Here is a 26,248-nt window from a genome sequence, read left to right on the forward strand (position 1 = left end):
GAATAATTTTTGATAGAAGTATGCTACATCCCATTTGCTGCCATTTTGTGTTAAGTTTAAAGTTTTTTGTGTAAAATACAACTAAATTCAATAAATAATAGATTAGAAATTTGGAGTTTAAGATGAGTAAAAAAGAACGACATGTACAGCATAAACTTGAATGGTCGTATATTGAATAATTATAACACTGATATTAATATAATAGGGAGTATTCCTGACTATGAACTTATCTATAAAGCTATTGAGCTATTTAGCACAAAAAATGATGAATTAGAGAAACTAATAGTAGCAGATAATCAATTTGACTTTAGAACAGAGAAGTCAAGAAAAAGGTTCTTATCGGCTGTTTATTCAGCATTTTTAAATTTTAATTCAAGTACTCATAAAGAATTATTAATCCAACTTTTCAATACAAATTTATCTTTACAGTCAAAGCAGATGATACTATTTTGGCAATTTTCATTCACAAATCAGCTTTTTTATGAAATTACAAAAAATGTTTTTATTAAATCTTATTTTTCTGGAAGAGTTTCTTTACCTAAAGATGATGTAGTTGCTTTTATAAAAGAGATTATTTCACAAACTCCAGAATTAAAAGATCTGTGGTCTGAAATAACGATAAATACAATTGCATCTAAATATTTAACGATGTTAAAGAAGTTAAATTTAGTAGATGGAACCTCTAAAAAAACATTTAAGCATATACAACTCTCAAATGAAGAATTGCTCATATTTATATATTTTGTAAAAACACTTGAGCCTGAAAATCCAAATATTTTAAATTCCAAATATATTGATTTTTCATTTGTTTCTAAAGATAGTTTTTTAAATAAAGCAAAACAATTGGCAAAAAAAGAACTCTTTGAGATGTCCTACAATGGAGAACAATTAAAAATTGAGCTCAACCAAGCTTACCAAGGAATCAGTTAATGTCATATCAATTAGAGCATAAACAAAAATTTGATGATTTAGATTATAGGTTAAATAATCTTGATGAACTTAGAAGGATAGCTAATGGTGGTAATAGCATATTATTCACGTACCCACCTGAAGATGAACATCTTTATATTAAAAAAGCCATTGAGCTGTATCAATCAAAAGCTCATTTTATAGATATAGCTCAATTGTTGGTTGACTTTATCGATGAAGACGGAATTGAAGAGTTTGAAAATTTATATAGAGATTTTATAAATACTCCACATGAAATATTTAGATCTAAAGATGATCCCGTAACAGATTTATATGACATGATTATCTCTGAAATCAAAAAAGCTTTTAATGAAGGTAAAATACCTATTCTTGTAAGAACTGGATCATTATATGGAACAGGTATAGAGAATAATAATATAATGGAACATAAAGATATTATGAACAATCAAATCCCATTAGTAGTTTTTTATCCATCCAAAATTAAAGATGACACAATATATTTTTTAAATTTTAAAATTGCAAATAAGTACAGATGTACAGTAGTTAAATAAAGAGGAACCATATGTCAAAAATATCAGAAATACTAACACTTGATTTAAACGAAGATATCAAAAATGTAATAGATTTAGAAGATAGATCAGAAAATGAGATACAGCAAGAGATTGAAAGCTATATTGTAACTGAAGGTCTTGCAAGACATTTATCAAACTTTTGTAATCAATATACTTCAAACATAAAAGAAACAGGTGTATGGATATCTGGCTTTTATGGTTCTGGTAAATCTTACTTTGGAAAGATGTTAGGTTACATCATAGATAATCCTACTATAAATGGTACAAGTGCAATAGATAGATTTATGCCCAGAATAAAAGGTGTAAAAGATGAAAGTTTTTTAGAAAACTATATCAGAAGTATTGATTCAATTAATTCAAGAGTTGTCTTTCTTGATGTTGCGAAACAGAATACTGACAATGGTTTAGCTTATACACTTTTTTCAAACTTCCTAAAAAACTTAGGATTTAGAAGTGATCTTTATGGATATATGGAATACGAACTCTTTATAGATGGCAAATATGAGTTTTTAGAAAAGAAATCCCTTGAGCTTTTTTCTAAATCTTGGAATGAATTAAAAGTTAGTAACCGTGAAGTAGCTCGTGCCATGAGACAAATATATCTAGCTCTAGATTATAGTGAAGATGACTATAATGACACAAAAAAAATATACAGTGATGCAATAGATAATTTTGATGCTGTGAAATTAAAAGAAGAACTTGAAAAGTACCTCTCAAAAGTTAAAGATGAAACTTTGGTATTTATATTTGATGAAGCAAGTGAGGCAATCAGCCAAAAGAAATTTACCCTACTTGATCTTGAAGGTATAAGTGAGTCATTTTCAAACTCAAGTTTGGGTTCAAGAGTCTGGACAATAGCAATCGCTCAAGAGAAACTTGATGATGTTATCAACAACTCAAATGTAAGCAAAAGCAATCTTATCAAAGTAACTGATAGATTCAAAACTAAACTACACCTAGAAGCAACAGAAGTTGATGTGATTATAAAATCAAGACTTTTGAAGAAAAAAGATGAATACTATACTAAACTAGTGGAGTATCATAAAAAAAATGATGGACTTATTTCAGATGCAACAAATCTAAAATCATCCTTTCCTACAAAAACAGCTGATGCACACGAATTTGCAACTTACTACCCATTTCATAAATATCAGTTCAATTTGCTACAAAAGTTTTTATTTAGTTCAAATGCCTTAGCAGCAACTCAAATAGCAGCAAGAGGGATGATAATAACTACTTTTGATGTACTAAGAAAACAACTAAAAGATAAAGCTTTATTTGATTTTACAACTATACATCAAATATGCACACAAGCTCAAACGCAACCTCCATCATCTTTGGGTGTAAAATATGAACATGCTAAACAAATACTACAAAATTTAGGTTCAAAAATAGATGGTATTGAGTTATTAAAAACTATCCATTTTTTAAGTGAATCAGAACTTGCATTTGCTAATGTTGAAAACATCACAAAAGGGTATATTTCTGACTTACAAACATACTATGAGTATAAATCAGAAGTGGAAAAAGCTCTTGAGGCACTAGTAGAACAAAAGCAACTGCTACTTACAAACAATAACTACAAAATTACATCTGATGAAGAGAGTAAGCTTCTTGAAGAGATGAATGATTTTGATGTGGAACTGTTTATTAAAAAAAGAGATATGGTAAATTACCTTAAAAAAACAGGTTTATTTAACCAGGTTTCTACTATCAATGATGACGCACAACCGTATAAGTTTAATATCATTACTGATCAAGATGATGAAATTAATTCATCAGCCAACAAACAACTTGGCTTTTGTGTATACAGTCTTTTCAACATAGATGGTTCAAGAGAAGATTTTGTGGAGGAGTTAAAGCTTGAAACACAGTATGATAAAAATAAGATTACACTCATACCCCAAACAGATAAGTTTCATGATATAGATAAGCTTATAGGCGATATTAAAAAATACTCTCATATGGAAGAGAAGTATGCTACAGAGAATGACAATACTATAAAAGCCATTATAAGAGAGTTTTCAACCATAAAAGAAGAAGCTGAAAAATCACTTATATCTAAGCTTAGCGAAGCATATGTTAATGGTTCAGTACTTTACATGTATGATGAAACTTTTTTAAATGCAGACAGCTTTAAAGGTTCTGTTAATCAAGTGCAAAGAAAATTAATCAAGAATATTTATACAAAAAGATTAAACTCTTCACTTTCTGATTCAATAGCACCTAAATTATTAAATGAAAATGCAAATGATAAATTAAGTAGATATTTATCAAGTGATGATTTTGCATTTTTTGATAAGAATGGAAACTTTGTAGGGGATAGTCTTAAAGTAGTTGAAGAGATAGGCTCAAAACTAACAAGATTTATAGATGGTAAATCTTTGGAGATGGAATTTTCACTTGCACCTTGGGGTTATACTTTTGGAACTATAGTAACTACACTGGCAGCACTTTTTAGAGCAGGAAGACTTATAGTTAAATTTAACGGTCAAGACTTCTTTTCATACAATGAAAAAGCAGTACATGATGTATTTACAAATACAACAAAGTTTAAATCTGCTTCATTTAAAATACTTAACAAGTCACTCTCTTCATCTGATAAAAATCTTTTGGTTCAGACATTACTAGACTTGGATTTCAAAACTCATACTGGAAAATCTATTGACTGGAATACAAATGATTTTGACTTGGCAGATGCTGTGAAAATTTTGGCAGATCAGTTTATCGGTGAAATTTCAGGTATGCAAAATACAGTAGAGAATTTTGACACTCTATTTAGCGAGATTGCTGCATTTAAATCAACACTGCAACCTTACACTTCTAAAACTATGGAGTCGAATTACTTAGATAAAATCGAACAATTTTTAGCTTCAAAAGAGCAGTTTAGCGATGCAATATCTAAAATACTAAAAGCACAAAAATTTATTAAAAACAATCTAGACACTGTTAAAGGTTTTAGAAGGTTTTTCCATGATGTAAATGCTGAGCTTAAAAAAGCTTCGAGACAAAATTTAAAGATTGAAGAGTATATAAACGAGTTTGATGTACTATTTAATGAAAATATGGTTAAAAATTTTGCACAACTTCAACAACTTGCACTCAATACCAAAGATGAATACTACAACATGATGAAATCAAGCTTTGAAATTATGTCATCATCATATTCAAATCTTTTAAAAGAAGTAGAAACTGCTATGGTTGAGTTAAGTAGTTATCCAGCAGAGTTAAACAGTATCAACAGTTCAAAACTCAATGCACTCAAATCGTATGCACAACAAAGAGTAGTAAATGATATACGGTTAGAGTATCACACTAAATGTCAAAACAGTGGATATACGCTATCCGATATATTAAACTACATTGATTTATTTCCTTCTAAAGAAACTGAACTAGCAGTGATAAAATCAAGTTTTGTTAAAGAGGCTCCAAAAGTACCAGAACCAGGTGAGCCAGCTAGAAAAGAGATGACAAAGGTATCTTTTAATTTTCCAAATAAAGTAATGAGTGTGAAAGCATATAGAAGATTTTTAGCTTCAAAACTCCAAGAGATAGCAGCAAAAGATGAAAATGACGAAATAGAAATCGGATATTAAAAAATAGGAAATAGTATGAAATTAGCAGATCATGTAGATAGTATAAGAGAGCTGATATACAAAGCTTTTGACAAGCAGTTTGGAAGACTCGGCATTGGAGCTAAAAAAATCATAGAGATTGAAAAGCTTCCTTCACGACTTCATAACAAAAGAGTTAAACTTGAAGAGATTATAAGAAGTCATACTGGTGAAACTGGAAGTTTTGAAGATGGGCGAGAAAAAGCTCTTGAAGAGTATACTTTTACATTGTTTAATAGAATTGCTGCTATAAAAGTGATGGAATCACACAATTTATTTCCTCCTGTAATAACAAAAGAGAGTATTCACGGAGACAGATCATTTGGTCATAAAGTATGGCTTGAAGAAAATCCTCAAAACAGAAGTGAAGAGCTTGATGGCATAAGAGAATACATCAAATATGCTTTTAATAACCTAGCAAATGAACTACTGCTTTACAGCAAAGAACATCCTTACTCATTACTTCCTTATGTAATAGAGCTAAATGAAATCATAGATGCCTTTAACAGTGTAGAAAAAGATACTCAGATAGAAGATGACATCTGGAAAAATGATGACATTTTAGGTTGGTTGTATGAAAGTTATAACAATGCTAAAAAACAAGCTTTTAAAGATAGTAAAGCAAAAACAGAATATGATAAGGTATCTTTACAATCGCAAGTATATACACCAAAATGGGTAGTTGAATTTCTTGTAAACAACTCACTTGGAAAACTCTACTTAGAGATGTATCCAAACTCAAATATTAAAAACCGATATAAAATAGCGAATGCACCATCACAAAAATGCAGAGATATAAAACCACTTCATGAAGTAAAGCTTATAGACCCTGCAAGTGGTAGTGGGAACTTTTTACTTTATGCTTATGATCTTTTTTACGAACTGTATATGGACCAGATAGATAACTTTGGAGCTGATTATGAAGAAAAGGATATTCCAAAGCTTATAATCGAAAATAATCTTTACGGAATAGATTTAGATGACAGAGCTATACAGCTAGCTCAACTTGGACTTTATATAAAAGCAAAAAGAAAAAGAAGAACTATAAGTGATCTTCATTTTAATGTAATCTCATCAGATTTTTACTTACCAGAGTATGAAGATGTGCAGGAGATATTTGAGAGTTCAGAATTAAGTAGTGAGCAACAAAATCTTGTAAAAGATATATGGGATGATTTAAAGTATGCATATAAGTTTGGAAGTCTTATAAAAATAGGCGAAAAGATACAAACAAAAGTGGAAGCTATATATGAGAGAGTTCAAAGAGAAGGACAAGACCTTTTCAATACTGCTAATATACAAGACTACTATATGTTTGAACAAAACTTTTTTAAAAATCTTGAAAATGCAGTTGAAAAATATGCTTCAAGTGTAGGCAGTAGCTTTTTAGCAAATAAAACAGCAGATGCTATGGTCTTTTTAAAGCTTGTTAGTCAAAAGTATGATGTTGCAACTGCAAATCCACCATATACAGATAGTAGTGACTTTGGGAAAGACTTAAAAGAGTTTATAGAAGCTAATTACAAAAAACCATATAAATTCCATACAAATCTCTATGCTACTTTTATAAAAAGATGTTATGAATTGACTGATGAGAATGGTAAGATTGCTATGATTCACCCTGATACATTTATGTATATAAAAACTTTTGAAGATGTTAGAAAGTTTATTCTAGAAAAAACTAATATTAATATATTTGTTCACTATCCTGAAACAGGAGGAGTTTTTGGAATTGGATTAATATATCCCTCATTTTATATTTTAGAAAAAAATATATTTAAAGATGAAGGTAATATATTTTTAAAATTTTTAAATAATAATGCTAAAAAAAATGAAATAACAAACTTTAATAATCTAATAAATGATTATTTTTTAAGTAATGAGAATAAAAATATTTTTACAACTAATCAAAATATTTTTAAAGTTATAAAATCGTACCCATTTATTTATTGGATTAGTGATGAGTTTAGGGAAAAATTTAAACATAAAACTATTGATGAAACGTTAAAGGTACGCCAAGGTATTGCAACCGGAAATAATAATCGTTGTTTGAGATTTCATTGGGAAATAAATAAAAAAGATATTTCTCTAGTGACAAATGATAATAAAAAATGGATCTACTACTCAAAGGGTGGAGATTATAACAAATGGTATGGTAACTTATGGTTGGTAGTTGATTTTGATGAAAAAGGTTATGATTATTTATTACATCATGGTAATCATTTGCCGAGTAAAGAATATTATTTTAAAGAGGGAATTACTTATTCTGGTTCATCAGGTTCTAAAGGAACATCTTTTAGATACTTTCCAAAAAATTATCTATTTGATGTAGGTGGTTCATGTATATTTCCTTATGATTATACAAATAATATTTATTCTTTATCTTTTTTAAATTCAAAGTTATGCACATATATATCATATTGTTTTAATCCAACTGTCAATACTCAAGTTGGAGATATAAAGAGAGTTCCTTTTGTAACGCCTGCTAAAGGACAAGAAGGTAAAATTTCAAAAATTACAATATCTAATATAGAGATTAAAAAGCGTATATGTACTTTTTCTATACTTGAGACAAACTTTGAGAAACCAGCATTTTATTTTAGTAGTTCAAATGATCTAAAACAGAGAGTTTTAGAATATTTGAACTATGAAAACCATCTACTAACTCAAATACTTATCAATGAAGCTATTATAAACGAAGAGATATTTAAAGTTTATGAGTTAAATGAAAATGATATTAAGATGGTGCTTGAAAAAGAGGGACAAAGTATCGGCTCTCTACCCGTTGAAAGTGAAGCAAAAGAGGCTTATTTGGCAAATGAGGTGGTAGAATTTCCATTTGACAGCATAAAAGAGTACATCCAAAACCTTCCAACCATCTTTTTTGAAGAAAGTTTTAAAAGTGACATAATCTCTAAATTTAAATCACTTTATCAAAGCAATAACGACTTAGAAGAATTTTGTATTAAAAACAAAGTCAACCCTATCAATGTTTGGTATTGGTTTAAAAACTCAAGAGTGTTACCAAAACAAAGAATGAATGATATTGCTATGGAATTTTTAGCTGACATGTTAAAAGAAATATTACTAGAAGATGATGATGGTATAGTGCCACTCGTTCCAAATGCAGGAGAGAAAATACTTTATGAAAGAGTACATGAAAAGTTTATAGAAAAAAGTTTTTCTCAAGCTCAATTTAGTTCATTTGACTCGCTTTTAGGAAGAGAAATAAATGAATACATAAACAACTACTTTTTTGAAGATTTAACAGAGCATCTAAACCTTTTTCAGTATTTGCCAAAAACACCATTTATTTGGCATATTAGTAGTGGACCAAATAAAGGTTTTGAAAGCTTTATTATCATCTATAAATGGGGTAGAGACAATCTACTAAGACTTAGATCAGTTTATATAGAACATAGAGAAAGAGCACTAGAAAATAGAAAAATAGATATCCAAAATGACAATAGCCCCAAAGCTCAAAATGAAAAAGATATCATCTCTAAACAGCTAATAGAGATAAATGAGTTCAAAGCAAAAATAGATGACTTGCTACAAAGTGGATATGACCCAAAACTAGATGACGGAGTAGGTAAAAACATAGCACCACTTCAAAAAAGAAAAATGCTAAGCTACGATGTTCTAAATGCTGGACAACTAAAAAAATATCTTAATGCGGATTGGTAGGAGAGAAAAATGGTAGAAGCAATAAATCAAATATATAAACACAGACAAGATTTTATCCTAATAGGACTTACTGGTAAAATAGGTGCTGGTTGTACTACAACAGCTGACTTTTTATCAAAGGATATTTCTGAACATAACCTACCTGATATATGTATCACCGATAAATCTACAGATGATGATCGCAAAAGATATATAGTACAAAAATTTTATAACAAAAATTGGAAACCATTTATTAAAATTATTGCTTCAGATGTCATCACATCTTTTTTGTTGGAAAATGACTTTCAGACTGTACAGGCTTTTTTATCTAATAAGGGTTTAAAACAATTCGATTTAACATTTGAAGAAGAATATCAAAAATTATCTGATAAATTACAATCTTTAAATTTTGAATTTAGAAAAAATACAGATAATTTTCATTATGTTACTACAACATTACCAGACGTATCACAGCAAATTAAAGAGGCTTTAGGGATAGATGAAGATTATGATAACTATGCAAAAGCGTATCAAATATTTGGTGACAATATAAGGCAATTTGGCAGTGCTGTAGATGAAAATAATCCAGATGCAAAAAATATCTATACAATATCTACAAGAATAAATCAATTTATTAAAATAATACATTCGAAAAATAAAGATGATGAAAATCCTACATACATAGTTATAGATGCATTTAGAAATCCTTTTGAGGTAATGTTTTTTAAAGAAAGGTATTCTGCATTTTATTTAATGGGTATTCATGCTGAACAAAAACATATTGAAGATAGATTATCTAGGAAATCAAACATGAATCCTAAAGATATTGAAAAAATGCATAAAAAAGAGACCTCTAAAGATACAGTCGATAAAGAAACCAGTTTTGTATCACAAAATATTCCAGTATGTATACAAAAAAGTGACATATATATTTCTAATAATGGTTTATATGGCGAAGCTATTGGTCATGAGTTTTATGGACAAGTTATTAAGTTCATTTCACTAATTCAACATCCAGGACTTATCACTCCATCACTTGATGAAAAAATGATGCAAATAGCACACACTGCAAAATTAAACTCTGCATGTTTATCTAGGCAAGTAGGTGCTTGTATTACAAATGAAAACGGTTCTTTAAAGGGCATTGGTTGGAATAGTGTTGCAGAAGGTCAAACCCCCTGTTTACTTAGAAGTACAGATGAACTTCTTCAAGGAACGAAATCTTCATCTTATAGCGAGTATGAAAAGTCAGAAAAATTTACAACTTCTTTAGTTGATTTTCAAAAACATATAAATGTAGATAATCTTAAGGGTAGAAATGTTTCATTTTGTTTTAGTGAGATACATAATAAATATGCGAATAAAGAAAGTAATGGAGAACAAGATTGTAAATGTGATAAGAATCAAGTGCATACAAGATCTTTACATGCTGAAGAAAATGCCTTTCTACAGATAGCTAAATATGGAGGAGAAGGTATTAAGAATGGTACTTTATACAGTACAGCTTCTCCATGTGAATTATGTTCTAAAAAAGCATATCAATTAGGAATAAAAAAAGTTGTTTATATTGATTTATATCCTGGTATTGCTCAATCACAAATATTAAACACTGGTTTATACCCACCTAAAGTCGTACTTTTTAAAGGTGCAATTGGTACAGCATATCATAAGTTGTATGATCCAATTTTGTCTTATAAAGATGAACTTAATGCATTGAGTATAAATGCTGAAAAGGAATAAGTAATGGCAACACAACAAAATGTAGATAAACTATTAAAACTGATTAATGAAACCACTGAAGTTCCAGTAGTTTCATTAATAAATTCTCCTGATTGGGGAAAGTTCAATTTTGAAGATATTGAAGAGGATTTAAAAAAACTTTTTGAGATGTTAAATCATCTTAAAATTCTACCATTAAACCTTTTACCTGATACAGAAATATCAAAAATAGTATCTGGATTGGATGCACCAAAGAAAACTATTGATGCAATTAAAAAATTTGATATTGAACAGGCCAATGCAAAGGGTACTAGAGATAGTTATGTTCAATCGATAAAATCTCAAATAGATTCATTTTATATTTCAACACATCTTTGGATTCCATATTTGGCTTATCAAAAAGGTGATGTACAAAAAAATATTGAATCATTAAATGATTCAGTAAAAAAAGCTTCAACAGTTTTAGAGCAAACAAAAGAAGATGTTGAAGCAAAAAAAGTAGAGATAGAGGGTGTCGTTCAAGCAGCAAAAGAAGCCTCTGCAAGTGTAGGAGTATCTCATTTCTCATCAAACTTTAAAAAAGAAGCAGATGACTTAGAAACTAATGCGAATACATGGTTGAAAACCACTATTGGATTAGCAGTGGCAACTTTTTTAATCACTTTATTATCTTATTGGATTTTAGAGATTCCAAAGGATTCGAGTACAGCACAAATAGTCCAAGTACTATCTACTAAATTAATTTTGATAACTGTATTTTTTACTGCTACTCTTTGGTCTGGAAAAATGTATAGAGCAATGATGCACCAAGTTACTATTAATAGACATAGAGCAAATGCATTATTGACATTTCAAGCTTTTGTAAAAGCATCTAATGATAACAATATTAGAGATGCTGTTTTAATGGAAACAACAAAATCTATATTTTCTATTTCTCAAAGTGGATATATAGACAATGATCAATCAAGTTCGCAGCAAACTAATGTTGTTGAAATTGTAAAAAGCAGTATAGAGAAAATAGCAGATAAATAGGTGTATAAGGCTGAAAAACAATGATAAATAATATAACCTGCCAAGAGCTACTCGATCTAAGAGAAAACTATCAATTTGAAGTAAAATCTGCTCAAGGTCAAAATGGCAAAGGTGAAGTTCCAAAAGATATATGGGAGAGTTACTCTGCTATGGCAAATAGTGAGGGTGGACTTGTTTTACTAGGAGCTAAAGAGTTAAAAGATGGTAGTTTAGAGTTTCTTGGTATTAAAAATATTGAAAAAGTACAAAAAGAGTTTTGGACTATAGTCAATAATAGACAAAAAATAAGTTACAACATACTCTCTCCTACAGATGTAAAAGTACTTGTTTGTGAAGAAAAAACTTTATTGCTTATAAGCATAACACCAGCTTCAAGAAAATTAAAGCCGATATTTATAGGCTCAAACCCTCTAACAGGAACCTATCTAAGATACCATGACTCAGATATAAAAGCAAAAGATGAGATAGTTCGTCATATGTTAGCAGATGCTGTAAATGATTCAAATGATACAGTTATATTAAATGGATACAGTATGGATGATATAGATACTGATAGTTTAAGTGCTTATAGAAATCTATATAAAAGTGCTAAAGGAAGTCATCCATGGGCAACACTTGAAGACAAAGACTTTTTAATTCAACTTGGTGGATATGCCAAAGATAGAGTAACAAAAGAAGAAGGATTAACACTTGCAGGTCTTTTAATGTTTGGAAAATTAAGATCTATTTTAGATGGAGTGCCAAATTATCTTGTAGATTATCAAGAGCAAACTGAAAACCCTGAAGATAGATGGATAGATAGAGTTACTACAGATGGAAATTGGTCAGGAAATCTTTTTGAATTTACTCAAAAGGTTTATAGAAAATTAACTGCTGATTTAAAGATACCATTTAAGCTCAAAGACTCTTTTCAACGAGTAGATGAAACACATACACATGAAGCAGTTCGTGAAGCACTTGTAAATACTCTTATTCATGCAAACTATCAAGGAAGACTTGGTATATTGATAGTTAAACATCCAAAAGGTTTTAGTTTTAGAAACCCTGGACTTTTGAGAATTTCCAAAGAAGATCTATTTAAAGGTGGCAAAAGTGATTGTAGAAATAAAGTTCTACAAAAAATGTTTCAATATATTGGTATGGGTGAGCAAGCAGGATCTGGATACCCAAAGATACTCAGAGCTTGGATGGAACAACATTGGCAATATCCAAATATAGAAGAAGATAGACTTTATGAAACCACTACACTTTATATGCCAACGATAAGTCTGTTTCCAGAAGATATACAAAATGCACTTAGTAAAATGTATAAAGAGTACTATACTGATTTAGATAAAGACTCAAGATTAGCACTAATACTTGCTTTTGTTGAAGATGAAGTTAGCAATGCTAGACTTTCAACTATTGCTGCTATTCACCCCGCAGATGCAACCAAAATATTAAAAAAACTAGTTGAAAAAAGTTTACTTATCTCAGATGGTGTAGGACGAGGGATGAAATATCATCTAAATAATGAATTTAGCACACAACATTTGGATGGGAACTTACAACATTTAGATGGGAACTTACAACATTTGGATGGGAACTTACAACATTTGGATATAGTAAAAACAGTAAGAGATAGTAAAAAATCGCCTAGAAATACTGTAATAAAGGCAATATTAGAAGTTTGCACAAATAGATATTTAACTGCTATGGAAGTTGCAACATTACTAAATCGAGATGTTTCATCATTGAGAAATCATTATCTTTCAAAAATGGTCAAAGATGAATTGTTAGAATTAAAATATGAAGAGTTACATCATATAAATCAAGCATATACAACAAAGGTAAATCAATGATTGATAAGTGGTTTAAAAAAGATATAGAAAAAGTTTTAAAAGATAAAAATATTATAGTATTGATAGATGAATCAAGAAAAGCTCAGTTTCTTATCGATAGTTTAGATACTCATATAAAAGAGTATGTAGCAAATGATGAGATTGAAGAATTAAAAGTAAAATATCATATAGAGAAAGAAGCCAACTCAAATCAGAAAGTTATTATATACACTCATATACCAAGAGATAATTTAAAATTCATACGAGAATACTGTGAAATAGATGGTAGTATTGAGATAAAAAGTATTCAGAATTACATTAAACAAAAAATATTTGAAAATTTAAAAGAAAATATAAACTTCAACGATCAAGAGCTTTTGAGTGCTGCAAAAAATAGTATAGGAAAAGATGAAATATATTGGAGAAGTTTGATAGCTGGAACTGGTGGAATATTTGACTTAGAAAAAGAGTTATTACCTTTCGTTCATTCTCCAAATACATTTATAAAACGATATGATTCAGATACAAAAGTAGAATTTTATAAAAAAGTCAATGAATATCTAAAACAACAATATGTTGATAAACCAGCTATTACTTTAGCCAGTGAAGTTGTAAACCATATTTTAGATAGACTTCTTACAAACAAGCTGGATAATTTATCTAAATCAGTTTACACACAATGGCTTGATTCTAAAGAATATGGGAGTAGCTTTGATGAATATTTAAAAAAATACAAAGTTGATGATTCATTAGATATATGGCATGTAAGTCCTTCACACCCTTTTAATGATATAGATATAAAATGGCTAAAAGAGATAGGTGAAAACATAAATAACAGTACAAAAATTATTAATTATTTGGCAAAAATAAATCAGAGAGCTCAAAATAAAGAAGCTAAAAAACGAGGAATTACTTTTTGGAAAGATATAAAAATACTATTAGAGTTTGATCAACAGCAAATAAGTAGTATTTCTTCTGTTGATGAGTGTATTGATTTTTATATATCAAAGCTTTATAAAATTGACCAATCTATTAGAGCTTTATATTCAGAGTTTATAGACAATGAATCTGTACTTACTAGTTATCAAGAGTATTACAAAAACTTGATGAGTCTGTTTTTAGATAAATGGTTTACATTTTTACCAGAATATAGACAAAATCAAACGGGGAAATTAAAAGATATTATAGAATCCAATGATGAAAAAACAGCTATCATCGTTGGTGATGGTGTGACTTATGAGATTTCTCAAAATATATCATCATTGGTCTCAAAAAAATATACACAAGAAAATAATTATATATTGGTTGATACTCCTTCAATTACTGAAAACAATATGAGTCAAATATATGTATCTAGTGGAGAGATTTTTAAAGCTCTAAGCGATAGAGAGAAGTTTTTAGCAAATGAGTTAAGCAATAAAAATATTGGTTTTGTATACCTTGATAAAGTAGATGAAGATACTCAGTTTGACTACTTAGTCTGTCAATATAAAGACATAGATGAACTTGGCGATAAAATGAATAACAAAGCATTGAAATACTTTCCAGATTCTGAGAAATACTTCGCTGAAAGAATAGAATTTTTGCTAAATAATGGATATAAGAAAGTTTATCTTATAACAGACCATGGATTTGTTTTAACAGGGCATATAAAAGAGCATGATAAAATTGAAGTTGACTTTATTGGAAATATAAAGAAAGCAGAGAGGTATATTAGAACAGTTCAGAAACAAAATAATATAAATAATCTCATAGAAAAAGAACAAGTTTATAATGAATATAATTATATTTATTTTTCTAAATCAATGAACCCTTTTAAAACTATAGGTGCTTATGGATTTAGTCATGGAGGGTTAGCTCCACAAGAACTTATTACACCTTATCTATGTTGGAGTAACGATCAGGTAGATATGAATAATTTGAAAGTTAAAATAGCTAACAAGAATGAACTCTCACAAGTTACTGGAAATTTTTATGCTATAAAGTTAGAAGCGAAAAGCATATCAAATGATACTCTCTCCAATGAGAGAAAAATAGTAATAATACAGTTTAATCAAGGAAAACAGATATCAAAGAGTGAAATTATTACTTTAAAAAATAGTGATACTATAAAAAAAGAATTCGAATTCGATGGTTATAATAAGATTGATTTACAGGTACTTGATGCAGCAACAAAAGAGTTGTTGGATAAGACAACCATTACAAAGAAAAATGATAGAGACTTAGGTGGGTTATTATGATGGAATTAACAGAACTAGATAATAAATTATTAGATAACTTTCGAGGCTATGTTGTAAAAAAAGACTTAGTTAGACAAGTGAAAGTTGGTGCTAATGTCCCTGTATTTGTACTTGAGTACTTAATAGCTAATTCATGTTCAACTGATGATGAACAAAAAATTGCCCAAGGGCTTGCAAATGTTAAAAAGGTTTTATCAGAACATTATGTAAATCCTGAAGAAAGTTCTTTAATCCATTCAAAAATTAGGGAAAATGGAAGCTATAAAATTATAGATAAGATTTCTGTTTCACTAGATCCTAAAAAAGATAAATATTGGGCTAGTCTTCAAAATAGTAATATCAAAAATGCAAACATAAGTGATGCACTTGTTAATCATCATGATAAGATGATGATGGGTGGTATATGGGCAATAATTGATGTTGATTATGATCCAAATATAAAAATTGGACAAAATATCTTTCCGTTTGTAATACAAGAGATAAAACCCATACAACTATCATCTTTTGATAATAGTAAAATTATTGATAAAAGAAAAGAGTTCACCAATGAAGAGTGGCTAAATATACTTCTTAGAAGTTGTGGTTATGAACCAGAGGCAGAAGGTATGACTAAAAGAGTTAAAATGCTTTTACTCTCAAGATTACTACCTATGGTTGAGGCAAATTTTAATTTTATTGAACTTGGACCTAGGTCAACAGGTAAATCATTTGTTTTTAAAGAACTTACACCTTATGCTGTACTGATTTCAGGTGGTCAAGGAACAATAGCAAAACTTTTTGTTCATGGTAGCACAGGCAAAGTTGGAGCAGTTGGGCAATGGGACGCAATATGTTTTGATGAAGCAACTGATAAGATATTCAAAGAAAAAGATGCGATTCCACTTATGAAAGACTATATGGAGTCAGGCTCATTTTCTCGTGCTGGTGCAGGTGGGGAAATCACAGGTGTAGCATCTATAATTTTAAATGGAAATATAAATCAGCCAGTGGAGACTGTTTTACAAACTTCACATCTGTTTAGTCCACTTTCAGATGAAGTAAATAATGATACTGCTTTTTTAGACCGAATACATTTTTATCTTCCAGGATGGGAGATGATAAAGTTTGCTCCTAATCACTTTACGACTCACTTTGGTTTTAGTACAGACTATTTTTCTGAGGCACTTAAATCATTTCGAAGAGTAACATTTACTGATGCACTAGAAGAATATTTTTCTTTAGGTAGTCATTTAAAGCAAAGAGATACAAAGCCTGTGAAAAAGACTGTTTCTGGGTTTATAAAACTTATGCATCCTGATGGTAACTACACTAAAGAAAACGTGCGTGAATATTTAATTCTTGCTATTGAAATGAGACGAAGAGTAAAAGAGCAGCTTAAAAGAATCGGTGGAATGGAATTTTGGGATACTAACTTTTCATATATTGATAAAGAGACTCAAGAAGAATCTTTTGTTGGACTTCCTGAAGAAAAAGGCTCTCATTTAATAGAGAATTCTCCATTAAGTCCAGGAGTATGCTATACAGCTACTAGTGATGGCAATAGTTTGGCTCTTGTGAAAATTGAAGTTGTCACTACTTCAGGAAGTGGAAAATTAAATATCACTGGTGTTAGTAATAATGCTGTCAAAGAAAATATAAAAAACACATTTCAGTATATCAAGGCTAATGAAAAGAGTATTTTAAACGAACAACACTCCCTTAAAAACTTTGATTTAACTGTTCAAATAAGTAATTTACTTGGAGCGAGTGTAGGTACAGGTATTGGAAGTGCGGTTTACATGGCAATAGTATCCTCAATCTATAAAAAGAATTTAAAATCTGGTTTAACTATTATTGGAAACATATCAATTGGCGGGGCAATAGAAAGAGCTACAAATTTTGCTGATAAAGTTACCATGTTGTCAGAAAATGGGGCAAAATCAGTAATCGTTCCTATGGACAACCTCAGTGAACTAGCAAACTTACCAGCTAGTGTACTTGGAGACACTGATGTCCCTTTTTATCAAAACAATCAGATGCTAATGCAAAAAAGTATTTTGGTTGATTAGAATAGGAGGGCAGGATGGATATTTTAACTCTAGTTTTAACTCCCTTAACACTTGTTGTTGTACTTTTAGCAATTGGAAAATATCGTTATGAAAACGGTTACTCAAAATATAGTCCCTATAATAAGTCAAAGCAAAAAGACTAATAGACACGGTATTTAAATGATTGAAATTGTTGAGTGTAAATATCATGATTATGGTTCATTTTACGCCTTAGCTCAAGATGGAAAATTATTAGAAGCACCTAATAGATTTTTACTTTGGAAAAAAGACACAGGAGGTAGAGGAGGTCGAAAACTTTCTACAGGTTCTCAGCGTCAATATGCATATCATATGAAGTATCTATATGATGTAATTTTAAATAATGGAAAAGAATGGAATAATATTTCAGCTCATGACATAAGAACTATTAGAGATCAAATGGATAGAGGAGAGGATGGATTAAGTCGAGTAATAATAAATATTCGTACCCATCTATGGAGTGAATTTTATCTTTGGTGCAGAGATCATGGGTATGATCATAACGTCCATATTAAATTCATTGAAACTCAAGGTTTTGTAAATAATGATGATGACATGCTTTCATATACAAGACGTGATCGCAGGATCAAAAGAACTGAGTTTTGGCTTCCAGCCGTAGATAAAAGTCGTGTTTTTCCTATAGTGTCTCATATGACTTGGCAAAAACTTCGTCAAGCTTTAAGAGAGATAGATCCTATGTATGAAGCTATTGCTATAGTTATGATCACAACAGGTCTTCGTATTAATGGAGCATTACAGCTAAAAAAAATCTCATTTTTGCCTTATCCAGAACTAGATCCTTATTTTGATTTAGACTTTAGGTATATCCCAAAAGGAGAAAAAGATACAAAAAAGAAAAAAACTTGTATTTTTCCTATAGATACTTGGGCATATTTGCATGAAAATATCGGTTTTCTAAGACAACAAAGAGCGGAGTTATTTCAAAAAAAACATGGTAAACGACCAGATGAGATGTTTTTAAAACATACTGGTTCTCCTGTAAGAGATTTTGATGTATGGAATGCATTTAAGCAAGCATCAAATGACATAGGTGTTGATGTAGTTCCACATATGCTAAGACACACTTTTGCTACATGGACTGTTTTGATTTGGGCTGAAAAGGAAGGAATAAGACCTACGACAGAATCTTTTTATAAAGACATCCATGATATGTTAAGGGATCAATTAGGACATAGTCAAATTTCTACAACAAAAAAATATTGTAAAACTGCTTCAATGTATCGCTTTAAAAAGATACTCCCAAGGGTATCTGCTAAAGCTATGGAAAAGCCTCATATACAAAAAGCATATGATAGATTATTTGATCTACAGTTTTTTGAAAAAGGCTTATTGGAACAAAAAACTACTTCTACAGAGTTTTTATTAAAATGAACACTTTTTATTTTTTTAATAGCTTTTTAGTAAATTTATACAGAACATTTTGCTATAATTTTATAATGAACAGTATAAATTTTACAAAAGTTCAATTAAACCCTTTTTATTGGTACTTTTATAAAGGTGTACAAATATTAAAAGAAAATAAAATAAATTTTTGCGAACGGGCACGGAGTGAGACTTTTTTTTCCAAAGGTATGACCCCAGTTTTGGAAAACGGGCATTTTGTGGCCCGTAAAGTTACCGCAGATTTTTATAAAAGTGCTAAACTTGGTGATATGCTTGAGATATATACAAAACTAGTTACAATGAAAGCAGCTTCCTTTACACTGATTCAGGAAATTTATAAAGAAAATGAAAAAATATTTGAATTGGAAATTCTTTTGGTATATATTGATTTTGATGGGAAAGTACAGAAATTAGATAATGAAAGCAAAGAACTCATTCTCTCTTTATTTTAGGAAATTATATGAAAAGTATAGATAAAAATGTAGTATATATAGGCTGGGTCAGTTTTTTTACAGATATGTCCTCAAACATGGTTACTACTCTTTTACCTGTTTTTGTCGTCTATGTTTTGAATGAAGGGGTTGATAAGCTTGGAATTATTATCGCTATTGCAACATTTATATCCTATGCTTTTCGAATTCTTTTTGGATATTTAAGTGATAAATATCAAATAGTGAAACCGTTTCTTGTTGCAGGGTATCTTTTATCGACTGTTTCTAAACCATTGTTGGGTTTTTCACACAGTTTTATAAGTGTCGCATTATTGCAGGGGGTAGAGAGAATGGGTAAAGCCATACGAAGTGCTTCAAAAGACTCGCTTATCAGCAGTTATGTTAAAAACAATGCGCATGGCAGAACTTTTGGTTTTCATAAAATGCTCGATATTGCCGGAGAATTGAGTGGAGCATTTTTAATTTTTGTCATTTTTATGTTTATTGCGCAAGATGAAAAATCAATAAGATTCATTTTTGAACTGACGATCATACCAGGGTTGATTGCGGTTGCCATAGTAGTCTTTCTTGTAAAAGATGCACCAAAAAAGATAAAAAAAGATAAGCAGGTTATTAACAAGGAGGATTATAAGTTACTTCCGGTCCTGTTTATCTATTTCGGATTTTTGTTTTTTATCATGAGTGACCAGTTTTTTATTTTAAAGGCGAGAAATGAGGGTTTTTCTTTGGCAACTATTCCGCTTCTTGTAATGATGCTGACGGCTGTACAGACTCTTATGAGTTATTATGGCGGAGTTTTAAGTGACAAGATAGGTGTTATCAGGGTGTTGTTGCTTTCTTTTGTTTTTGGTATTGTCTCTATATCTATGTTAAATATAAATCTATGGCTGGCATTTGCTTTTTTGGGTCTATTTACTGTTTTTAGTTTAAATGCTACCCGTGCATACATTTCTGAATATGCAAATTCCAAAGGATTTGTTTACGGTATTTTTTATGGCGGCATTGCTGTTTTTAGTGCTTTGGGAGCAATTGTTATAGGGTATATTTGGAAAAATTACGGTTTTGAAAATGCAGTGATAGTAAGTGAAGGAGGCATGGGAGTAATGTTCTTGACACTACTCGTCTGGAATATATTTGAAAAATCTCGATATTCCAGGGCGTAAAAGTTCTATATCATACATCATTTGATTGTCCAGAAGGTTGATATTGTATTCTCTTTCTTCACCGGTGATTTGTGCATAAAAGTAATCTATTCCGACAGTTGTAGTGTAGTTAATCCAGTCATACACAATGTCATTTCCCAACAGTGAATTTGTCTCAATCAAAATATTATTATCTTTGGTTATAGAATTTGCTACAATCATGTTTTTTCTGTCATTGTACTGCGTCATGGAGAGCAGCAATGGGTCATAATTGATCTGTGTTGAGAGGATGTTTGTAGCATTTACATCGTAAAGTGTCAGTTGTGATAATATCATTCCTGTTTTAATGATTGGGGTATTGACAAAAAATGAAGCATTGACAATGTCTTTATTTTCTTTTAAATATCTTTCAAGATTGGTTGTTCTTCGTGAAATAAAATAGGTAAATACTTTTTTTTCTTCTGAAAGATTGACATCTTCGTTATAAACACTGATTTCATCATTATAATACATAGTATCGTTTATATCAGCGCAAGGGTGCAAAAACTCGTCTTCTTGATAAAATGCCAACTTTCTGCCTGTCTGTGACTTGTCAGAAAAAATAACCAGAGGTGAAACTGCTTCATGAAGTAGCATTTTGCTTTGCTGTTTGTAGTCAATACCTCCAAAAAGAAGAGAAGAAGAGACAGTATGAACATCTTTTTTATTCATAGTAGGAAAATATATATTTACATTTGGATCAATCTCAATAATGTTGTTTACTCCCTGTGCTGTAAGCGGTGCTATGACATACTCAAATCCATCTGATTCTATTTGCGTCAGAGCTTCTTGCAAATCTGATCTGTTTTCTGTCGAAATTTTGTAGCTTTTGAGCATAAAAGAGTTACTTTTTGTCATCAGATAGGCAAAAGCCGCATTTGTGGTGGTGGATGCGTATTTTCCTATTTTCTTGTAAGGCAGGAGCAGGGCTATTTTTAATTTCATGCCGGCGTTTGATGCGCCAAGATTGAGTACGGCAATGTTAATAATGCGTGCCTCATCCAACTCTTTGTCTGTCAGTTTCTTGTTTGCATGGGAGAGAAAAGAGAATATCTGCCCGTTTTGTAAAAGCTCTTTCATACATTTGTCGTTACATGTATAAGGGTCAAGGTCCTGAATGTATATCTTTGGAATAGGAATATTGGATATCATAAAACTTTGTGCAAAAATGATACAGGGCGCAAGCAGAAATAGTAGTTTTTTCATAGGCAACTCTTTATGGTTTTTAGATCATTTAATGTGATTTTTTTCAACTCGGGGTTTCTCAAAAGATACTGGGGATGATAAACAGGGATGAGTTTATACTCTTTGTAGTCTATAACATGCCCTCTTACATTTTCAAAATTCACATCACCTGTCAGGTGAGTATAGGCATCTTCTCCAAGTGTTACAATGACCTTTGGCTTTATAAAATCCAGCTGAGAAAACAGATAATTTTTACAGGAATTGAATTCGGAGGCAGAAGGCTTGTTTGATTGCAGGGGTTTGCATTTGACAGCATGTGTTATAAAAACATCTTCTATATTGAGATGTACAACTTTTTCTATCATATTTTTTAATGTTTCTCCGGATCGGCCTGTATAGTATGCATTTGCACGGTCCTGTGCCTGTGAAACACTGAAATCTATTATAAACAAGCTTGCATTCCGGTTTCCGTATCCGCTCATGCTTTGCGTTCTTGATTTGCTCAAATCACACAGATGACATGAGGATATATTTTGAGACAGAGCCGCTAATGTTGTTGGCGTTTCATAGTTTGTTTTATCATTTATATTAAAGTGTTCTATATACTCAAAACCGATAGCTTTTAAGCGGTACAGGTTTTGAAGTAAAACAAGATTTTGATAGGATTTCAATACTGCCACCATTTCTGAAAATATGACAAGAGTATAGTCAAACTGCGGTTAAATTCTACTTTATGGATTAAAAATATGTTATTATACATATGAAACACAGGTATAAAGGCAAAGACAGTATGAATAGTGATACTTTTGAAGTTGAAAATTTTACATTAAGTTCATCCGCTGAAGTTCCAGATGTAATATATGAAATTGGGCTTTTGGCGAAACATAAAGTATTGATTCATATCCTCTCATATATACACAATACTGTATTGGTTCAAACTCTAGTACGAGAGATCAACAAGACAGTACCGGATGCAAAAATAGTACTTTTAAAGCATGATGACAAGCAAAAAACTTCTGTTGTAGTTTTTACGATAGATACGGATGATACAGAGCATATAAGTGATGAAGTGCTCAAAGAGCTTTATAAAGACCATTCAAGCAAAAATTTGAGTATTCAAGAGTACAGGAGAGAACTTTTTAAACGTTATTTTACAGACCACCTGACTAATCTTCCAAACTTGTATCAACTTCGCAAAGACCTGGAAAACTGTGAGCAGTGCGGTTTGATTCTCTTGAAAATTGATAATTTTCAGACAATCAATAATTTTTACGGATTTGTAGTTGGCGATTATGTTTTGGAATATGTCGGAAAATACTTAAAAAAAGTCCTTTCGCCAAATCAGGTTTATCGTCTTTCAGGTGCAGAATTTGCCATTTCACTGGATGAAAATCTTGGTTTTTATCATTTAAAGAGTTACCTGAGTGAACTTTACGAAAAGATAAAAAACATAAAAGTCACTTATCAGGAAACACAAATTTTTGTTGATTTTACTTTGGCATCGTCATCAGACAGAATAAACAATAATATTTTTTCCAAAGTTTCCATGGCCTTGATGTATGCAAAGAAAAAGGGTGTTCCCTTTTGGATTTATGAAGACAAAATGCATTTTGAAGATGAATATCGGCGTAATTTACAACTCTCTTCAATTGTTCGCGAAGCGGTGCAAAATGACAAAATCATTCCATATTTTCAGGCGATTCGTGACAACAAAACGAAAGAAATTACAAAATACGAGTGCCTGGCAAGACTCGTAGATATGAACGGAAAGATTCTTTCTCCTTTGTTGTTTATTCCTATTGCTAAAAATATTAAAATTTATAATGAAGTGACAAAAAAAATAATCAACAAATCCTTTGCTGTTTTTGAAAAGAATGAGTTTGAATTCAGTATTAACCTTTCCATAGAAGACATCATGAGCAGCGAAATATTTAATTTTATCCTGAATAAACTGAAAAACTCTCACGCAGCTTCAAGGGTAACATTTGAGCTTTTGGAATCAGAAGCCGTGCAGGATTTTAAAAGGGTAGACAGGTTTGTCAGTGAAGTTGTCAGGTATGGCGCGAAAATAGCGATAGATGATTTTGGAAGCGGCTACTCCAATTTTTCATATATAACAAAAATTGATGCAGATTATATAAAAATCGACGGTTCACTTATAGAAAATATTGATGTGGATGAGGCTTCAAAAATTGTTGTCGATACAATTGTTCAGTTTGCTAAAAAACTGGGAATAAAAACAATAGCAGAATATGTGCATTCAAGTGTTGTTATGGACAGAGTGTGTGAATTGGGTATAGACTATTCACAAGGATTTTATATAGATGAACCATCTGTGAAATTAAATTTATAATAACAGGCAGTATGTTTGAAGTCAACTAAATATATTTCAATAGACAAAGATATCATAAAAGAAAATGCAGTATTTGAGTTTAATCTTTTTATTCCTTCAGAGAAAGAAAAAAAGATGCACTATTTTAAACATGCAGGCACTTTGGTGACTGCAGAGGATGTAGAAAAGCTTAAAGATATCAACGCTGTTTATATCAATGAAAAAGAGCGGGCATATTATCTCAGATATTACAACCAAAGAGTTGCACATGCTCAAAAAAAATACATAAACTTTGAAGAAAAAGCAGCTAAAATATATCATAAAGCGACTGTTATCCTTCATACTCTGTTTTCAAATCCGGAAGATCTCGAGACTTATAAAACATCCAAACATGTGATATATGAGCTTGTGGAAACTGTTGCAGATAAGAATTTTTCTATTGACTCTATTATAAATATAGCTGAACATCAGTATACAATAATGACACACTCTATTAATGTCTGCATTTACGCATTAAATCTTGGCACTTACTTGAAATTTTCCAAAGAAATGCTTGAGGCATTGGGAGAAGCGGCACTCTTGCACGATATCGGAAAAAGTAAAATCAATCCTGAAATTGTTGAAAAAAAAGGACGCTTGACAGAAATAGAATTTACTGAAATGAAAAAGTACCCGATGTTTGGCTATGCCATCGGATTAAAACTGGGAATAAAAAACAAAGATATTCTCATGGGTATCAAGTATCATCAGGAAAGAATGGACGGTTCAGGGTATCCTGCAGGACTCAATGGAGAAAATATTCCTTATATAGCAAGAATTATAGCTGTATGTGATGTTTTTGATGCGTTAACGAGCAGAAGATCCTATAAAGAAGCAATGGGAGTCTTTGAAGCATTGTTGTTGATGAAAACGAAAATGAGTAAACAGCTGGATGTGAAGATTTTAAATAAAATGATAGAAATGCTCAGATAGAATTAAAAATTCTATCTGAAGAAGTTAAGTTATTCTGTAACTTCTACGATTTCAGGCGTACTTTCCCAGATGCCGTGCTTAGTACAGTAACCATGTGCTACAAGAGTAAGTTTTTTCTTCATCGGTCTGATGTTGAAAGTTACTTCAGCATGAGATTTTTCATTTCCTAAAGTTCCAGGAACAAAAGTAGCCGTTGCCAATTTAGTGTCACCGTCATAAAGAGTGATAGACTCGATGTAGTGATCGAAATCATCCGGGTGAGTATATTCGTTACCCATTTTTACGTTTACTGCAAGCATTTCGCCTTTTTTAGCAACACCAGGTACGGTAATGAATGGTGAGTGACGGTCAATTAAATCTTTCTTTGCTTCTCTTTCTACTGTGTCAATGTCAACGTATTTGTTAATCTTTGGCATATTAAATTCCTTGTGTTAATTTATTTAACGTTATTGTATCTATAAAATCTTTAGCATTATCATAAATCAGAGCATATTTATCTTGTCTAAGTTTATACTAAGATTATTTGTTTTTTTTAACACTCTTTTTAACTCGGATTTTATTTTAAATAAAGATCATACTGAGTAAAAGTACAAAACCGACAAGTGAAACTGTCAATGAAAGATAAAAATAGATGTTTTTGTCGGTATCTATTTCTCCTTTTTCCAGATGTGTGATCCATGTGAGGTAGTATTTATAGGTGTATCCAGCCAGAAGCATGCCGCATATCGTGATAAATATACCCAGATAATTGTAAAAGGCAATATGTGTCAACTGCGGTATGGTATCATGTTTTTTTCCTGTTAGCTCGACAGATATAATATGCAGAAACAGTTCAAATTTTTCAATAATAAAACCGAGAATAATAAGGGAGATAGAGGTTCCGATAAGTGCGGTAGTCGCTCTTTCTACTGCCATTAAGTCTTTCGGGTCGATAGAAAATTTTTTTTCTTGCATACTTGTATTTCCTAACTGAAATTTATTTAAGACATATGTGAACCATTTTAAGAGTTTTTAACCAATAAAGAGATAAAATCGCGTTAATTAATACATAAAGAGTCTAAAT

At 30.7% G+C, this 26,248-nt stretch carries 18 protein-coding genes; 14 read left to right on the top strand and 4 right to left on the bottom strand.

The window, feature by feature from the left end; genetic code table 11:
- The first annotated feature begins 156 nt into the window (after window positions 1–156).
- From MLC35_RS05360 to MLC35_RS05415, 12 genes are all read left to right on the top strand, one after another.
- Window positions 157–930, top strand: a complete 774-nt coding sequence (locus tag MLC35_RS05360; protein ID WP_434638205.1) for a BrxA family protein — start codon at window positions 157–159, stop codon at window positions 928–930.
- Window positions 930–1,481, top strand: a complete 552-nt coding sequence (locus MLC35_RS05365; protein WP_434638207.1) for a BREX protein BrxB domain-containing protein — start codon at window positions 930–932, stop codon at window positions 1,479–1,481. Before MLC35_RS05360 ends, MLC35_RS05365 begins: the two co-directional genes overlap by 1 nt.
- An 11-nt stretch (window positions 1,482–1,492) precedes the next feature.
- Window positions 1,493–5,098, top strand: coding sequence for a BREX system P-loop protein BrxC (gene brxC, locus MLC35_RS05370; RefSeq protein WP_434638209.1), 3,606 nt, complete (start codon window positions 1,493–1,495; stop codon window positions 5,096–5,098).
- Window positions 5,099–5,113: 15 nt separating this feature from the next.
- Window positions 5,114–8,803, top strand: a complete 3,690-nt coding sequence (gene pglX, locus MLC35_RS05375) for a BREX-1 system adenine-specific DNA-methyltransferase PglX (protein WP_434638211.1) — start codon at window positions 5,114–5,116, stop codon at window positions 8,801–8,803.
- A 9-nt stretch (window positions 8,804–8,812) separates the two neighbouring features.
- Window positions 8,813–10,522 carry a deoxycytidylate deaminase gene (locus MLC35_RS05380; protein ID WP_434638213.1) on the top strand — a complete coding sequence of 570 codons (1,710 nt, stop codon included), beginning with the start codon at window positions 8,813–8,815 and terminating at the stop codon, window positions 10,520–10,522.
- 3 nt (window positions 10,523–10,525) lie between these two features.
- Complete coding sequence (locus tag MLC35_RS05385; protein ID WP_434638215.1) at window positions 10,526–11,533, top strand: hypothetical protein; 1,008 nt, start codon at window positions 10,526–10,528, stop codon at window positions 11,531–11,533.
- Window positions 11,534–11,553: 20 nt separating this feature from the next.
- Entirely contained in the window at window positions 11,554–13,374 is a 1,821-nt protein-coding gene (locus MLC35_RS05390) for an ATP-binding protein (RefSeq protein WP_434638217.1), read from the top strand.
- Window positions 13,371–15,593, top strand: coding sequence for a hypothetical protein (locus MLC35_RS05395; RefSeq protein WP_434638219.1), 2,223 nt, complete (start codon window positions 13,371–13,373; stop codon window positions 15,591–15,593). The genes MLC35_RS05390 and MLC35_RS05395 overlap by 4 nt, the downstream gene beginning before the upstream one ends.
- Window positions 15,590–17,641: a protease Lon-related BREX system protein BrxL gene (gene brxL / locus MLC35_RS05400; RefSeq protein WP_434638221.1), complete on the top strand. Its 2,052-nt coding sequence runs from the start codon at window positions 15,590–15,592 to the stop codon at window positions 17,639–17,641. Before MLC35_RS05395 ends, brxL begins: the two co-directional genes overlap by 4 nt.
- 159 nt (window positions 17,642–17,800) lie before the next feature.
- Window positions 17,801–19,051, top strand: a complete 1,251-nt coding sequence (locus tag MLC35_RS05405) for a tyrosine-type recombinase/integrase (RefSeq protein WP_434638223.1) — start codon at window positions 17,801–17,803, stop codon at window positions 19,049–19,051.
- 65 nt (window positions 19,052–19,116) lie between these two features.
- Window positions 19,117–19,515 carry an acyl-CoA thioesterase gene (locus MLC35_RS05410; protein WP_434638225.1) on the top strand — a complete coding sequence of 133 codons (399 nt, stop codon included), beginning with the start codon at window positions 19,117–19,119 and terminating at the stop codon, window positions 19,513–19,515.
- 8 nt (window positions 19,516–19,523) lie between these two features.
- Entirely contained in the window at window positions 19,524–20,678 is a 1,155-nt protein-coding gene (locus tag MLC35_RS05415; RefSeq protein WP_151900457.1) for an MFS transporter, read from the top strand.
- Here MLC35_RS05415 and MLC35_RS05420 read toward each other — a convergent pair.
- Window positions 20,631–21,902, bottom strand: coding sequence for a hypothetical protein (locus MLC35_RS05420; protein WP_434638227.1), 1,272 nt, complete (start codon window positions 21,900–21,902; stop codon window positions 20,631–20,633). The two genes, MLC35_RS05415 and MLC35_RS05420, sit on opposite strands and share 48 nt — an antisense overlap.
- Window positions 21,899–22,561 (bottom strand): uracil-DNA glycosylase, encoded by a 663-nt coding sequence (locus MLC35_RS05425; protein WP_434638298.1) that lies wholly within the window; start codon window positions 22,559–22,561, stop codon window positions 21,899–21,901. The genes MLC35_RS05420 and MLC35_RS05425 overlap by 4 nt, the downstream gene beginning before the upstream one ends.
- Window positions 22,562–22,671: 110 nt before the next feature.
- Here MLC35_RS05425 and MLC35_RS05430 point away from each other — a divergent pair, with 110 nt between their 5' ends.
- Window positions 22,672–24,234: an EAL domain-containing protein gene (locus tag MLC35_RS05430; protein ID WP_434638229.1), complete on the top strand. Its 1,563-nt coding sequence runs from the start codon at window positions 22,672–22,674 to the stop codon at window positions 24,232–24,234.
- A 15-nt stretch (window positions 24,235–24,249) separates the two neighbouring features.
- Window positions 24,250–25,185 (top strand): HD-GYP domain-containing protein, encoded by a 936-nt coding sequence (locus MLC35_RS05435; RefSeq protein WP_418641331.1) that lies wholly within the window; start codon window positions 24,250–24,252, stop codon window positions 25,183–25,185.
- A 29-nt stretch (window positions 25,186–25,214) separates the two neighbouring features.
- Here MLC35_RS05435 and MLC35_RS05440 read toward each other — a convergent pair whose 3' ends face one another.
- Window positions 25,215–25,601 (bottom strand): class II SORL domain-containing protein, encoded by a 387-nt coding sequence (locus MLC35_RS05440; protein ID WP_151900453.1) that lies wholly within the window; start codon window positions 25,599–25,601, stop codon window positions 25,215–25,217.
- A 145-nt stretch (window positions 25,602–25,746) separates the two neighbouring features.
- Window positions 25,747–26,139, bottom strand: a complete 393-nt coding sequence (locus MLC35_RS05445) for a YidH family protein (RefSeq protein WP_434638231.1) — start codon at window positions 26,137–26,139, stop codon at window positions 25,747–25,749.
- Window positions 26,140–26,248 lie beyond the last annotated feature (109 nt).

The sequence above is a fragment of the Sulfurimonas sp. NW7 genome (assembly GCF_051132265.1).
In the GTDB taxonomy this organism is placed as follows: domain Bacteria; phylum Campylobacterota; class Campylobacteria; order Campylobacterales; family Sulfurimonadaceae; genus Sulfurimonas; species Sulfurimonas hydrogeniphila.

Bases quoted from the DNA above. Each gene is read 5' to 3' on its own strand.
- MLC35_RS05390 (WP_434638217.1), top strand. From the start codon at position 11,554: ATGATAAATAATATAACCTGCCAAGAGCTACTCGATCTAAGAGAAAAC.
- MLC35_RS05395 (WP_434638219.1), top strand. From the start codon at position 13,371: ATGATTGATAAGTGGTTTAAAAAAGATATAGAAAAAGTTTTAAAAGAT.
- MLC35_RS05420 (WP_434638227.1), bottom strand. From the start codon at position 21,902: ATGAAAAAACTACTATTTCTGCTTGCGCCCTGTATCATTTTTGCACAA.
- MLC35_RS05405 (WP_434638223.1), top strand. From the start codon at position 17,801: ATGATTGAAATTGTTGAGTGTAAATATCATGATTATGGTTCATTTTAC.
- MLC35_RS05380 (WP_434638213.1), top strand. From the start codon at position 8,813: ATGGTAGAAGCAATAAATCAAATATATAAACACAGACAAGATTTTATC.
- brxL (WP_434638221.1), top strand. From the start codon at position 15,590: ATGATGGAATTAACAGAACTAGATAATAAATTATTAGATAACTTTCGA.
- MLC35_RS05365 (WP_434638207.1), top strand. From the start codon at position 930: ATGTCATATCAATTAGAGCATAAACAAAAATTTGATGATTTAGATTAT.
- MLC35_RS05430 (WP_434638229.1), top strand. From the start codon at position 22,672: ATGAATAGTGATACTTTTGAAGTTGAAAATTTTACATTAAGTTCATCC.
- MLC35_RS05445 (WP_434638231.1), bottom strand. From the start codon at position 26,139: ATGCAAGAAAAAAAATTTTCTATCGACCCGAAAGACTTAATGGCAGTA.
- brxC (WP_434638209.1), top strand. From the start codon at position 1,493: ATGTCAAAAATATCAGAAATACTAACACTTGATTTAAACGAAGATATC.
- pglX (WP_434638211.1), top strand. From the start codon at position 5,114: ATGAAATTAGCAGATCATGTAGATAGTATAAGAGAGCTGATATACAAA.
- MLC35_RS05440 (WP_151900453.1), bottom strand. From the start codon at position 25,601: ATGCCAAAGATTAACAAATACGTTGACATTGACACAGTAGAAAGAGAA.
- MLC35_RS05410 (WP_434638225.1), top strand. From the start codon at position 19,117: ATGAACAGTATAAATTTTACAAAAGTTCAATTAAACCCTTTTTATTGG.
- MLC35_RS05415 (WP_151900457.1), top strand. From the start codon at position 19,524: ATGAAAAGTATAGATAAAAATGTAGTATATATAGGCTGGGTCAGTTTT.
- MLC35_RS05385 (WP_434638215.1), top strand. From the start codon at position 10,526: ATGGCAACACAACAAAATGTAGATAAACTATTAAAACTGATTAATGAA.